The sequence below is a fragment of the Enterococcus sp. AZ109 genome (assembly GCF_051714625.1).
GTDB lineage: Bacteria > Bacillota > Bacilli > Lactobacillales > Enterococcaceae > Enterococcus_A.
On the sequence record NZ_JBIOSF010000001.1, the window covers coordinates 2,471,875 to 2,485,229 of the forward strand.

Sequence of the window (13,355 nt, forward strand, 5' to 3'; positions counted from 1 at the left end):
AGTCCTTCATGTACACGTTTAGAGATTTTTTATTTTTCCTGTGGCAGCGAAAAATAGCTGTCTTGCTACTGACTATCGGTGCGATGTTTGTTGTAAGTAGCGGTTTTATTTACATAGGAGGCTTTCGCTATACTAGTCAGCTCTCTTTTCTTTTACCAGTGACAGAAGAAAAGGCTGATGCAACAGAAGAAGACCGAGACGAACAAGAAGTAGAAAATCAGGTGATTGCCAGTAATATCAAGCTGGTAGAAACCTATAAAGAAATGGTAAAAAGCGATTCAGTTTTTCAAGCGATGCAGGCTGCTGATCCAACGTTAACTAAAGAAATGTTTACTAAGACGGTGAGAGTCAACAGCAGTATTAATTCACAAATTTTTACTGTAGAGGTAACAGCAACCAGTCCAGAGCAGAGTCAAAAAATAGCTGAAAACTTAGGTGCATGTTACCCGCAGCAAGTGGTCGATAGTCAACTTCCTAGAGATGTTTATGTGATTACGACACCTGCATCGATCCCTCTTCGAACGCCAAGTGTACAAAAAATTTTGTTTAGTTCGTTGATTATCAGTCTTATTTTTGCAACTTCTTGTAGTTTTCTTTGGGTTTCTTCCCGTGAAAGAAGAATTTTGTGTACACCCGAGGCAGCTGCAGATGATGTTGGTGTAGAGGTGATCGGTGTGGTTACTTTTTATAAATGATCGAAAACAAGTGAAAGAGAAGTGTAGGAAGTGAAAACACTATTAGTCAGTTTTATCGACAGTTCAAATATAGGGGATCGATTGATTGCAGAAATGTTAGCCCAGCAATTATTACTAGATACCGAAGTAATAAAATACAGCTACAAATTGGTAGAGGAGTCCCAGATTAACGTCAACAAGTTCTTGGAGCGCCGTTCGATTATTCAAGAGTTTTATTATCGCTATTTACGGGAGCTTCCAGGGGTAAAGAATATTGTCAGCAAAAAGAAATGGTCGCGTTCTCGCAAAAAAATGTATGATCCAGCAGCCATTTTGCAATTTGAAAATGCATTGCAACAAGCCGATTTGTTAGTCATCGGTGGTGGGAATGCCATCTTCGATTTGTCGCCAGCAACTTTGTCGGCGCAACGTTTTGACCAAGTAGTTACCTTGGCTTGTAAACATCAGGTGCCGATTTTCGTTAGTTCAATTGGTATTGGTCCCTTTTGTACAGATAAGCAACAAAACGCTGCGATTGAAACCTTGAAAAAATGTGATTATGTAACTTTTCGCGATCAGCGATCTTTAGATTATTTAGCACAGGTTCAACACCCAGCTGCCTATGCGTCGGTGGATCCGGTATTTCTTTTGCCAGCGATCGGCTCGTTTGAACAATTAAAAGCGCAGAGAAGTTTGCAGCAGCGCATTGGTATTTGTCTTATTGACTATCGAATCACTGGATGTTCGAAAAGAGCATACGAAAGCTATTTGCAGCAGATGAAATGTTTCATCCGCCAATTGGCTCGATCGCAAAGGGAAATAATCTTATATTCCTCTGAAGTACAAGATTATGAAACGATCGAAACTATTTATCAAGAGTTTCTACTTCATCCGCAAATCAATGTTGCCGTGATTAGAGACAAAGAGGAGTTATTGGAATTATATCAAACCTTGAATTTAGTAGTGGGCACGCGCATGCATTCTATGATTGTGGCGGTCTCTCAATACGTGCCAATTATCGGGCTATCGTGGCAGCAAAAAGTAGTGGAAATGTTCAAAAACTTAGGTCTGGAAGAAGAAGTACTAGCTATTGAGGCGCTCGAACAAGAAATGGTAACGCTAGTAAAGAAAGTAGAAGAAAAACTGGTGAATAATAAACAAGAGATGTACAAGATAAAGCAATGCAAAGAAAGCATGCAGGGCGCCTTTGCTATCAACCAACAAATTATGTCTGATTTGCAACAAAAGTTGGCGGATGTATGAGTCAGGCTAGAAAGCTTTTAAATGATTCGGTGATTTTTGCGATCGGTAGTTTTGGCAGCAAGCTTATTACGTTCTTTTTAGTCGGTTTTTATACTTACTATCTAACCACCAGTGAATACGGAACGGCGGATTTACTGTTAAACAGCATTAATTTACTGCTGCCAGTTGTCAGTCTGAGTATTTCTGAAGGAGTACTGCGCTTTGTCTTAGATAGTAAAGGGCGCCGCGAAAAAGTAAAACTAGTAAATACAGCTATTCTGATCAATTTTATTGGACTCTGCTTGGTAGGTTGTTTGCTTTTAGGCGTGTATTGGCTGATTCCTCAGTTGGGACTCACCACCACTAGCTTGGTGCTAAGTTTTGTTTTACTGACGGTTCAATCCTTTCAATTAATTTTTATGCAATATATAAAAGCGATTGGAAAACTAAAAATTTACGCATTAAACGGCATCTTGCTATCGTTGTTGACCTTGATTTTTGGTGCTTTTTTTTTCCGCCAATTGGCTGATAAGCTAACCGCTTATTTTCTATCGCTGGTCCTAGCTAATAGTCTGTCATTGTTGTTTTTATTGGTCCATGCGTCAATGAACACGTGGCCTACTAAAGAAAATCGGTTGACTAGGACGCAAGCAAAACAGCTAATTGCCTACAGTTTGCCGTTGATTCCAAATGCAGCGATGTGGTGGATATTGACCACCTCTAGTCGCTTTATCATGACTTTTTTCTTAGGGGTAGCTAGTAGTGGGATGTACGCTGCTGCCAGCAAGATTCCTAACTTACTCTCAGTGCTAGGCTCCATTTTTTTACAGGCTTGGCAGTTGTCCGCGGTTGAAAATTATCGGAAAAAGAATGTCGGAGCCTTCTATCAACAAGTATTCAATCACTATAGTACCTTGTTGCTGCTATTCTCTGGTTTCATTCTGTTGTTTTTAGATCCACTAGCTTCTGTTCTGCTTTCAAAAGACTTTTATTTTGCTAAAGCCTATATTCCTCTTCTTTTATTGAGTAATTTCTTTTCCTGTATGTCCGGTTTTTTTGGTACTAGCTATGTAGTGGTAAAAAAAACCAAAGGAGTGCTGACAACTTCATTGGCTGGAGCGGCAGTTAATCTAGTGGGCAGCTTCTTACTGATTCCTTTGATCGGGGTTAATGGAGCCTCTTTAGCCTCTTGTGGCGGTTTTTTTCTGATGTTTTATTTACGTAAACAACAGACCAAGAACTTGATGAAAAGTCAACTATCCACCCGTCAAATGACTTTGCAGTTTTGTTTATTGGTTTTACAAATTGGATTCATTCAATGGGGAAGCGTTCCTAAGCCGATTCAGTGGGGAGGACAAAGTGTATTACTGGTGTTGATCGTTCTAATTGATGTCTTCCACAGTAGTCCCAAGAGAAAGGTGTGTTGAAATGAATAAAATCGAACTGTTCGATTTGCAGATAGATGATGGCAGCTTAAAAGAAACGGTCGCTGAGATGCTTAGACGTATTAAGCAAGATGAAGTGATTGAACATGTGGGGGTGAATTCCAACAAAGTTGTTTTAAGTCATCGCAATACTGAAATAAAGCAAATTATCCAACAAGCGGATATGGTAAGTGCCGATGGTTATTCGGTAGTGAGGGCTTGTCAGTGGATTAAAAAGAAAAAAATTGAACGAGTAACAGGTATTGATACGATGATTGAACTGTTGAAGCGAGCAGAGGAAGAAGGCTTGAGCGTTTATTTTCTAGGCACTAAAGAAGCTATCTTAAATCAGCTGCTGCAAGTAATGAAGGAGCAGTATCCTAATTTGAAAATTGCTGGCGCGCAGCATGGCTTCTTCAAAGACGAACAAGCAGTGGTTGAAGCGATTGCTGCATGTCAGCCCAATATGTTATTTATCGGGATGACGTCACCCTATAAGGAGGAATTTGTGAGTAAATACAAACGAGCGTTAAATGCCAATCTGATCATGGGAGTCGGCGGCAGCTTTGATGTGTTGGCAGGAGAGATTTCACGAGCACCAGCTTGGATGCAGCGCAGCGGTCTCGAGTGGCTTCACCGTTTTATGAAGGAACCGCAACGGCTATACAAACGCTATATTTTTGAAAATTTATACTTTGTCTATCTCATGCTTCTGGAGAAGTTCAAATGAAAAAGCTGCGGGTTTTATTACTCACTTATGGAAAACTACCAGTTCCAGCAGTTAAAGGTGGAGCCATTGAGACCTTGCTGGACTCGTTAATTGAAGAAAATGAAAAGAAGCAACGCCTCGAGTTGGTGGTGATTTCGAGCGAGCATCCAGCAATTATACCTTTTAATCAAACGCATGAACATACGCAAGTGATCCCCGTAAAAACGAAGGAACGTCCGTTTCGCTGGTTTTTCCAAAAGTGTGGGGGAAAACTAGCCGCTTTACTGACCGGAAAGAAAAAGAACTTGATCCCTTATCCTGAACTGATTAGTGCTGCTGAGCGCTATTTGAAGGAGCATTCAGTGGATTGCTGTATCGATTTGAACTGCCCCGAGCGCATCCCTTATCTGAGACAATTTTTTTCGGGCTGCTTGGCGGTTTACTTGCACAATGACTATTTAAATCCCCGAACCGCCAATAGCCAACAACTTCTCCAACAGTTAGATGGCGTGCTGTCTGTTTGCGACTTTCTCAATGATCAAGTAAAAAAGATCGCTAGGTTTAAAGATCGACCGGCACTTTATCGTGTGAACAATGGCATTCAGTTAGCTGACTACGGGCCAATTGATCCGACCGAACGAGCAAAAATACGGGCAGACTTACAAATAGACGCAGAGGAGTGCGTGATTGTTTTTTCTGGACGGATTACCAAGACAAAGGGACTGCATCTGCTTTTTGATGCATTAAGTCAGCTGGATTCACTGGAAAAGGTGAAAGTGTTTGTTCTAGGTGGAATGACTTATAGCTCAACTCAAAAGGATGCGTATTTCAATCAAGTAATAGCTCAGGCGGAAAAGCTGCCAATAGAGGTGGTATTTACTGGTTACGTGGAAAAAGCTAAGATTCCTTACTATTTAAAGGCTGCAGATATTTGTGCGGTTCCATCAATTTTTCACGAGACCTGCTGTTTATCTGCAGTTGAAGCCCAGGCGATGGGAATTCCAGTAATTGCTACCAAGATTGGTGGTATTCCAGAATATATCAGCAGTAAAAGTGCGATGCTAATTGACTATGATCAACGCCATGTAGAACATTTTGCCAAAGGGTTAGATCGCTTGATTCATGACCAGCAGTTTCGGAAGCAACTGAGTCAAGAAGCCTTAATTAGGCGGGAGCGGCATTCGCAAGCAAGGTACTATCAAGAATTTGTTTGTAGTATTGAGAATCTGACAGCCAGAAAAGAGCAACCAATAGTAGTAGAAGGAGAATGACGATGGAAGTACTGATCTTGACCAAAAATCTGTTAGCGGAAATGAGTTTTCAAAGCAAACTCCAGCAATTAAACAATGAGGTGTTTTGCAGTACCTGCTTATTAGATGATTGCTGCTTGAAAGGACAGGAAACAGGAACATTTCTTTCCTATTTCGATTTCATCATTTTAAGTGAAACGATCTCTTATCAAGAAATAATCGAAATTATGCCCAAGATCCGCAAACAAGTAACGGCTATTGTTAGGAAATATGAAAGTGATTTTACTAAAAGCTACGAAGAGGAGCAAACGGAATATGCGATTGATCAGTGGATTGAAGGGAGCGCTTCACTAGAAGAAATTCGGGAGCTTTGCCAAGCAGTGAACCGACTAAAAATGAAATATGACCCAGACAAGCAGCTAAGACCGATCATGAGCGGTGAAAAATATACAGCTGTAAAGAAGCAGTATCACTTTTATAACTTTGGGCTTTCGAAACGGGAGAATACCTTACTGATGTGCTTATATGAATACCGCGGCAATTATTTATCCCGTGAAGAACTATGTAAGAAAATCTGGCGGGACAAAGAATTAGTGACCAATTCCCAAATGTCCGCCTTATCAACCTGTGTTCATAATATCAAAATAAAGGTAAAAAAATGTGGCGTGAAGTGCAATCCGATTGTGACTGTTTGGGGACTAGGATATCAGATTTCGGATGAGTTTTGCGAGATCATCAGAATAGAAACATAGTCTTAATGGTGTATAAGCTCTCATCTTTGTTGAGAAAGAATGAAATGTCAGAAAGTGAAAAGAATAGAACAAAAAAAGAAAGGAATCTACTCTGCTGTCTCATATTTCGCCGAAAAGTGAGGCTTTGGGTGAAAAAAAGTACCAAAACAGACAATGGATTGACGGTTCAGCCAAGCCGTTGTGTTCTATTATTACACTGTTGGTTGTAATGATTCTTAAGAGTGAAAGGAAATTTTAGAAACAAAAAAATAGATCGGAAAGCTGCCGATCTGCTGGATGTGAAAAAATGAATAATTTATACGATGATCGCCCACATGCAGAAATAGACGGGGTATTTCTACACGCTCATTCGGAAAGTTGTCGCTACTTATTCGGCTGGGGAAAACGTCTGCTGGATGTTCTCATCAGTGTTTTTGGCTTGGTGGTCTTGTTTGTCCCGCTGGCTATGATTGCATTGCTGATAAAAATTGAAGATCCCGCTGGTCCGGTATTTTTTACTCAGAAACGTGTGGGCTTGAATGGAGAAAGCTTTACCTTGTACAAACTACGAACGATGTCAGTAGGTGCAGAAGAGCAACTAGGGGAGCTGCTTGCACAAAATGAAATTCAAGGACCGATGTTCAAAATGAAGAATGATCCGCGCATTACACGAATCGGTCGTTTTTTGCGAAAGTTTAGCATTGATGAATTTCCACAGCTGATCAATGTCGTAAAAGGGAACATGTCAATTGTTGGACCTAGACCAGCGTTGCTTCATGAAGTCGAACAGTACTCCAATCACCATCGGTTGAGACTGTTGGTGAAACCTGGGTGTACTGGAATTTGGCAGGTCAGTGGGCGCAACAACTTACACTTTGAGGAAATGGTCAATCTGGATTTGTTTTACATAAAACAGGCCCGTCTATTCCTAGATGTAAAAATCATGTTTAAAACACTATTGGTAATTATTACACGGGACGGCGCCTATTAAGCCAGCATACAAACTATCGGAGGCAACAAATCATTATGAATGAAACAGTCAATTTCTCTTTTTTAATGCGAATAATCAAGGAAAGACTGCTAGTCATTATACTTTGCAGCATTGTTGGAGTGCTCATTGGTGGCTACATTTCTTTTTTTTGGATTACGCCACAATACAGCGCCCAAACTCAGATGATCGCAGCGACAAAAACCAGTGAAGAGCACCTTTCCAGTGATATCACAGCGAATCTTCAATTGGTAAAGACCTATAAAGAGTTGGTATTAAGTGATTTAGTCTTAGGGCAGGTTCAAGAACGGCTGGCAACGGAGTATCAGTCCAATGTTTCGGTGCATCAGTTAAGAGAATCAATCACCTTAGAACAGCAGCAGGAGTCGCTTTTTTTTTCGATCCGTGCGGTGAGTGATCGTCCTAGAGTAGCGGCCTATATAGCCAATACCACGTCACAAATATTTCAAGCGGTGTTGGCAGAAAGTCAAATTCCAGGTGAAATATCAATTACTACTGAAGCAATCGCCAGTCGTGCCCCGGTTTCTCCTAACCACAAATTAAATTTAGTTCTTAGTTTGTTTATCGGGGGCATGATTGGCCTGCTATTTGTTCTACTGCGGTCTGGCTTTGACCAAACTGTCAAATCGGAACAAATGATATATGAAATTTTTGGCATTAATTCGTTAGGCGTTATTCCCTACACGACGAATGCCGATATGAAAATGTCAGCCAAGGACAAAGAATTGCTGAAAAAGACTTTATCCGAAGATTCCCTTCGTATATCGCGAAGACAAAGAAAAAGAGTTTAGAAAATAGGAGCGGCTATAAAAAATGAAAGAACAAGAAACCCGTTTAGTTTCCATTGAGAATAGCTTTTCACCGATTACCGAGCAGTACCGCAATGTTCGAACGAGTATTCAGTTTATGGCTTCTTCTGCTTCATTAAAGATTCTACTGGTGACTTCCACTGAACAAGGGGAAGGAAAGACAACTTTAGCCTCGAATTTAGCTGTGGTGATGGCGGAAACGAAAAAAAGAGTGCTATTAATTGATGGGGACTTGCGTCGAGCAACAGCTGGGAAATACTTTAATTTATTTGCTTCTAAAGGAGCAGGCTTGAGCACGTTATTAACCAACAAAAGAAGTGAACCAGGGGAAATGATTCAGCGTACGCAAGTCAAAAATTTAGATTTTCTGCCAGCCGGACCCATTCCGCCTAATCCATCCGAACTGTTGGAGTCTCAACGGCTAAATGAAATTTTCACTTTATTGGAAGAACAATATGATTTTATCATTGTTGATTCACCGCCATTGTTAATCGTAACAGATGCTCAAATTTTTGCTTCAAAGGTGGATGGCGTCGTATTAGTCGTGCGGGAAAATCGAACCAGAAGAAACAGCCTGTTGAAATGTAAAACCGTTCTTGAACGATCGAATGCTCGGTTAATTGGGGTAGTGTACAACGCAGCTAAATCGGCTAAAGACGGAAACTATAAGTACTACAAATACTAAAAGCAAAGGAGGTGGTTGATGGGTAGGAACAGCTTTATCTGAAAATAAAAAACTATTTTAGGGGGAAAAGAAGTGAAGAAAAAGAAATTAGCAACAATTGGTGCCAGCAGTCTGATGCTGCTGAACTCGGGGTTATTACCGATTGTTTCGTTGGCCGAAGAAAAAAATTCGCCAACTGAGGAAGTTGCACCAGCAGACTCGGAAGGGCTGTCCACCGAAGATCCAACTGGGATAATGACCGAGGAAAATACCCAAGCGCCTTCACAAGAGGTACCGACATTGGAAGTGCCGACAGAAGTAACCGAAGAACCAGTAGCTACTGAAGAGACTGAAGAAGCGCCTGTTGGTATTCAGCCATTGGATGTTGGACTTATTTCTTGGGGGAAAATCGGCTTAAAAACATCGACTGAAAAAGAATTGGTGATCAATGACAAAAAAACCGAAGGCGTCTTGACCGTTAGCTTAAATGTCACTCAGATTGCTAATATTAGTCTTGGTGACCGGACGTATTATCAAGTGAAGCTGCCAAATGAATTTAAACCTTTGTTAGAAGATCCGAATTTCATTAACTATTTGTCTGGGGAAATGAAGTCATATAATCTAGGAATTTTGTACAAATCCTATACTTACAAACCATCAGACATTCAAGTAGATGCTGAAAACTGCTCATTAATCATTCAAAACTCTAGTATTGTGACAATTATTGGTATTTTACCGCAGGTTATTTGTACGTTAAATATTGATTTGGGAGGATTTGTGACCGATACGGAAATCCGTGTGCCAAACTCATTGGATGGTAAATATCATTTCAATACAGCACTAACACAAGATAAGAACCAAATAGAATGGACGATTGTTGGTGGAAAAGAGTCGAGCGGTTACTTGGAGTATGCGCAATTAGATCCAGCTTACGGAACTGAAAAGCCAGTGTTGACTGCCGAAGATCGCAAGATTGTACTAAATGACGACTTTAGCGGTGCGTTTGCCATGCGTGGCGTTTCAGCGAACGACAAGGAAGACGGCGATATTACCCAGTCGGTTGAGATTATCGACAATCAAGTACGATCAGGTATTCCAGGTGTATACCCAGTCACTTACAAGGTAGTAGATAGCCACGGCTTGTCTGCCACAAAAACAATTAATGTTACAGTTGCGGCAAATACATTGCCAGTAATCAATGCGGAAAACAAAGTGATTGAAAAAGGTGCGCCCTTCAATCCATTAGAAGGCATTACAGCCCAGGACGAAGAAGATGGCGATTTAACGGCCAAAGTGACTATTCGTTCCAATACCGTCAATACAAACATCGTTGGCAAATACTTTATTACGTATGCGGTTGAAGATAGTCATGGTGGGGTCACTACTAAAAGTATTGAAGTAGAAGTAAAAGAAACCTTGCATCAAATCACACCAGCTGACTATACCGTTGGCGGAGGAATGATTACCGGTACGTATGAAGGGGATGTCTCTTATCTAGAATTTTATGTTGATGGGCATCTGGTTTCAAAAGGTGGCACATTGAAAGATGGGAAGTTCACCTATGAAGTAAACACTGGCCTGATCAAGAAAAATTCCAAGGTGTCGTTGATTGCTTATGATAAGAATGACAAGAAATTAGACGAGAAAACCGTCAAGATCGTATCCAATTACAGCGGAACCATCAAAGCTTACGACTATACCGTTGGCGATGAATATATTCGGGGCACTTACACTGGTGATGTAAAGAATGCAAAAGTTATTGTGAATGGGAAAGTCCTAGCATTAGGCGGAAGCTTCAGCAATGGCGAATTCAGCTACTGGGTAGGTAAAAACAGTATCAAACAAGGCGACAGTGTTCTAATTAATGGCTATGACGCAGACGGCGATGTATTGAGTCAAAACAACAAGGTAACGGTTATTGCTGCACCAGCCGCTGCGGGCACAATTACACCAAATAAATTCACCGTTGGTCAAACGCAAATCACGGGAACTTATACCGGTGATGTGAAAAAAGCGCGGTTGTACGTGAATGACCAGCTAGTTTCTCAAGGTGGAACCTTCAGTAATGGCACGTTTACTTACTATGTCGGACAAAATGTGATTTCCAAAGGATCAAATGTACGTTTGGTGGCATTTAGTGCAGAGGATAAAGAGTTAGATAGCAAAGTAGTTCAAGTAGAATCCAATACATCAGGTGCGATGGTGGCGGATGCTTATACTGTTGGCGATGAATATATTACTGGGACATACACTGGTGATGTGAAAAAAGCGAAAGTTATTGTCAATGGAACAGTTCTATCGCTAGGTGGAACATTTACTAATGGTCGTTTCAGTTACTGGGTAGGGACATCAAGAATTAAGTCAGGCGATAGTGTGCTGATCAATGGTTACGATCAAAATAACTCGTTACTGACCCAAAACAATCCAGTCACAGTACGACAAGCACCAGCACTAAAAGGAACAATCACACCAAATGCGTACACAGTAGGTAACGGAGAAATTACCGGTACGTATACCGGCGATGTGAAAAAAGCCCGCCTATCTGTCAACGGTAATGTCATTTCTTGGGGTGGAACCTTCAAAAATGGACAATTCACTTATTACGTGGGTACTAGCATTAAAAATGGTGACGTTGTTACGATGAATGCTTACGGCGAAAATGATGTATTACTGCAAGAAAATGTGAAAGTATCCTTCACAAACACTTCATCATCTGGAAGTATTTCACCAAATAGTTATACAGTCGGTGCGATTGAAATTACCGGAGTTTACGCAGGTGATGTGAAACAAGCGCACTTATATGTAAACAACAAACTAGTTTCAATTGGTGGAACTTTCCGAAATGGCAGCTTTAACTATTATGTAGGAAATGCGATCAAACAAGGCGATAGTGTCTACTTAGTGGCACTTGGTTCTGATGGCAAAGAATTAGATAGAAAAACAGTTTTAGTAAATTAGCGAATGGAGATTTTGAATGAAAAAAATATTATTGAGTATGCTGGCTATTTGTTTCTTGCTTACTGGCTGTGATATGAAGGGTGCTAATACTAGCAGCAGTGGAGATGGTTCAGCTCCAATTACTGAGATTGCGGTAAAAGATGGGCTAGAAGTTCCGTTTACAGCCGAGGGCATCGAGATGAAACTTTCAGGAGTCTCCACCAGTGAATCAGTGGATGAAAACGGAGATGCCAAACAACTGGTTACGTTTGTCGTCGAAGCGCAAAATATTGGGACAGACGAAAAAGGCATTGGTGCGATTGATTTTCAATTAGTCACAGATAAAGAAGAAACCTACCGTGTCACAGAAGAAATGGAAGCTTTTGGCGGCGTATTAGAACCAGAAGAATCGTCGAAAGGCAAGCTGTATTATCTGATTGAGCCAGGCGAAAAACCGCAGCAATTGACCTATACTCCGTCAGATAAGACCCTCAAAACATGGGAATTACAATAATAGCTTTTTCATTCACCATTTTTCGTAAAGTACAATTGATCTTTATTGGTTGGAAGAACAATCCACTTGCACAATGTATGAAACAGGAAGGATCTTGGAGGAGCTGTGTAAAAGCACTCCTTCAAGGTTCTTTATTAAGCATGCGGGGTCTGGACTTACCAACTAACTTAGCGCTTTGAAGTGTAAGCAAGAGGGCGAAGCCTTTCTTATAAAGACCGATTAAAAAAAAGGAGATACATATGCCGATAAAAGTAATGGCGATTTTTGGTACTAGGCCTGAGGCAATCAAGATGGCACCGGTAATTAAAGCATTAGAAAGAGATGGACGTTTCCAGTCACAGGTGGTGGTATCAGGCCAACACCGCGACATGCTGGATCAAGTCCTGGCGTATTTTGAAATTGTCCCGGATTTTGATTTAAATATCATGAAGAAAAGTCAAAGTCTGAGTGATATAACTGTCCGTATTATTAGCCGATTGACTCCAGTCCTGGAAGATCAACGTCCAGATATCGTGTTAGTTCATGGAGATACTGCCACCACTTTAGGCGCATCTTTAGCGGCTTATTACCAAAAAATTCCGATCGGACACGTGGAGGCAGGCTTACGGACCTGGGATAAATACTCGCCTTTTCCAGAAGAAGCCAATCGCCAATTGGTGGATGCGTTGTCTGATTTATGCTTTGCCCCGACGCCCGAAAGTGCCAATAATTTAATGAAGGAAAACCATTTGCCTAGTCAGATTTTTGTCGTGGGGAATACGGCGATTGATGCGATGAAGTACACGATCCAACAAGAATATACGCATCCTTGTTTAGCTGACAATGGCAAAAAGAAGATATTAGTAACCATGCATCGACGTGAAAATCTAGGCAAGCCAATGACCGAAGTCTTCCAAGCCTTGGCATTACTAGCGCAAGAAAATAACTCACTTGAAATCATTTTTCCAATGCACAAAAATCCGGCAGTCCGCCTGTTAGCCCAAAAGGAACTAGGGCAGCTTTCTAATGTTCAACTGATTGAGCCGTTGGATATCTTTGACTTTCATAATTTTGCCCAGCGCTGTAACTTAATTTTGACTGATTCAGGTGGGGTGCAAGAAGAAGCGCCATCCCTTGGTGTACCGGTATTAGTATTGCGAGAGACAACTGAACGACCTGAAGGAGTGAAAGCCGGAACATTAAAGCTGGTGGGTACCAAAAAAGAGGTTGTTTATCGAGAAACGTTGAAGTTGTTAGAAAATGAGGAGCTTTACCGAAAAATGGCTCAAGCTAAGAATCCTTATGGTGATGGGCAGTCTAGTCAGCGGATACTAGAAGTTCTATTTCAGCATTTCCAAAGCAAGCAAGCCACACTTGAAAATCCGCAGCTAGTTGAATTGATGGAGTGAACCA

At 41.0% G+C, this 13,355-nt stretch carries 12 protein-coding genes; all 12 read left to right on the forward strand.

Going from position 1 to position 13,355, the window contains the following annotated elements; translation table 11 throughout:
* Nucleotides 1–8 precede the first annotated feature (8 nt).
* Entirely contained in the window at nucleotides 9–695 is a 687-nt protein-coding gene (locus IGI42_RS11940) for a YveK family protein (RefSeq protein ID WP_438716073.1), read from the forward strand.
* A gap of 30 nt (nucleotides 696–725) precedes the next feature.
* Entirely contained in the window at nucleotides 726–1,937 is a 1,212-nt protein-coding gene (locus IGI42_RS11945) for a polysaccharide pyruvyl transferase family protein (protein WP_438716075.1), read from the forward strand.
* Nucleotides 1,934–3,343 carry an oligosaccharide flippase family protein gene (locus IGI42_RS11950; RefSeq protein WP_438716077.1) on the forward strand — a complete coding sequence of 470 codons (1,410 nt, stop codon included), beginning with the start codon at nucleotides 1,934–1,936 and terminating at the stop codon, nucleotides 3,341–3,343. The genes IGI42_RS11945 and IGI42_RS11950 overlap by 4 nt, the downstream gene beginning before the upstream one ends.
* A gap of 1 nt (nucleotide 3,344) precedes the next feature.
* Nucleotides 3,345–4,070, forward strand: coding sequence for a WecB/TagA/CpsF family glycosyltransferase (locus IGI42_RS11955; RefSeq protein WP_438716079.1), 726 nt, complete (start codon nucleotides 3,345–3,347; stop codon nucleotides 4,068–4,070).
* Nucleotides 4,067–5,320, forward strand: coding sequence for a glycosyltransferase family 4 protein (locus tag IGI42_RS11960; protein ID WP_438716080.1), 1,254 nt, complete (start codon nucleotides 4,067–4,069; stop codon nucleotides 5,318–5,320). The genes IGI42_RS11955 and IGI42_RS11960 overlap by 4 nt, the downstream gene beginning before the upstream one ends.
* 2 nt (nucleotides 5,321–5,322) lie before the next feature.
* Entirely contained in the window at nucleotides 5,323–6,051 is a 729-nt protein-coding gene (locus IGI42_RS11965; RefSeq protein ID WP_438716081.1) for a winged helix-turn-helix domain-containing protein, read from the forward strand.
* Nucleotides 6,052–6,337: 286 nt separating this feature from the next.
* The gene (locus tag IGI42_RS11970) at nucleotides 6,338–7,021 is read left to right on the forward strand and encodes a sugar transferase (protein WP_438716082.1); all 684 of its coding nucleotides are present in this window, start codon (nucleotides 6,338–6,340) and stop codon (nucleotides 7,019–7,021) included.
* Between the two features lie 35 nt (nucleotides 7,022–7,056).
* Nucleotides 7,057–7,830 carry a YveK family protein gene (locus IGI42_RS11975; RefSeq protein ID WP_438716083.1) on the forward strand — a complete coding sequence of 258 codons (774 nt, stop codon included), beginning with the start codon at nucleotides 7,057–7,059 and terminating at the stop codon, nucleotides 7,828–7,830.
* Between the two features lie 22 nt (nucleotides 7,831–7,852).
* Nucleotides 7,853–8,533, forward strand: coding sequence for a CpsD/CapB family tyrosine-protein kinase (locus tag IGI42_RS11980; RefSeq protein WP_438716084.1), 681 nt, complete (start codon nucleotides 7,853–7,855; stop codon nucleotides 8,531–8,533).
* A gap of 72 nt (nucleotides 8,534–8,605) precedes the next feature.
* On the forward strand, nucleotides 8,606–11,470 hold the full coding sequence (locus tag IGI42_RS11985; RefSeq protein ID WP_438716085.1) for an immunoglobulin-like domain-containing protein: 2,865 nt from the start codon (nucleotides 8,606–8,608) through the stop codon (nucleotides 11,468–11,470).
* A gap of 16 nt (nucleotides 11,471–11,486) precedes the next feature.
* A complete protein-coding gene (locus IGI42_RS11990) occupies nucleotides 11,487–11,963 on the forward strand; it encodes a DUF4352 domain-containing protein (RefSeq protein ID WP_438716086.1) in 477 nt (158 codons plus the stop codon).
* Nucleotides 11,964–12,202: 239 nt separating this feature from the next.
* Nucleotides 12,203–13,351 (forward strand): non-hydrolyzing UDP-N-acetylglucosamine 2-epimerase, encoded by a 1,149-nt coding sequence (gene wecB / locus IGI42_RS11995; RefSeq protein ID WP_438716087.1) that lies wholly within the window; start codon nucleotides 12,203–12,205, stop codon nucleotides 13,349–13,351.
* The last annotated feature ends 4 nt before the right edge of the window (nucleotides 13,352–13,355 follow it).

What these genes read in the sequence shown, in the direction of transcription:
- IGI42_RS11965 (WP_438716081.1), top strand. Translation starts at nt 5,323, where the DNA reads ATGGAAGTACTGATCTTGACCAAAAATCTGTTAGCGGAAATGAGTTTT.
- IGI42_RS11990 (WP_438716086.1), top strand. Translation starts at nt 11,487, where the DNA reads ATGAAAAAAATATTATTGAGTATGCTGGCTATTTGTTTCTTGCTTACT.
- IGI42_RS11950 (WP_438716077.1), top strand. Translation starts at nt 1,934, where the DNA reads ATGAGTCAGGCTAGAAAGCTTTTAAATGATTCGGTGATTTTTGCGATC.
- IGI42_RS11980 (WP_438716084.1), top strand. Translation starts at nt 7,853, where the DNA reads ATGAAAGAACAAGAAACCCGTTTAGTTTCCATTGAGAATAGCTTTTCA.
- IGI42_RS11970 (WP_438716082.1), top strand. Translation starts at nt 6,338, where the DNA reads ATGAATAATTTATACGATGATCGCCCACATGCAGAAATAGACGGGGTA.
- IGI42_RS11960 (WP_438716080.1), top strand. Translation starts at nt 4,067, where the DNA reads ATGAAAAAGCTGCGGGTTTTATTACTCACTTATGGAAAACTACCAGTT.
- IGI42_RS11955 (WP_438716079.1), top strand. Translation starts at nt 3,345, where the DNA reads ATGAATAAAATCGAACTGTTCGATTTGCAGATAGATGATGGCAGCTTA.
- IGI42_RS11940 (WP_438716073.1), top strand. Translation starts at nt 9, where the DNA reads ATGTACACGTTTAGAGATTTTTTATTTTTCCTGTGGCAGCGAAAAATA.
- wecB (WP_438716087.1), top strand. Translation starts at nt 12,203, where the DNA reads ATGCCGATAAAAGTAATGGCGATTTTTGGTACTAGGCCTGAGGCAATC.
- IGI42_RS11975 (WP_438716083.1), top strand. Translation starts at nt 7,057, where the DNA reads ATGAATGAAACAGTCAATTTCTCTTTTTTAATGCGAATAATCAAGGAA.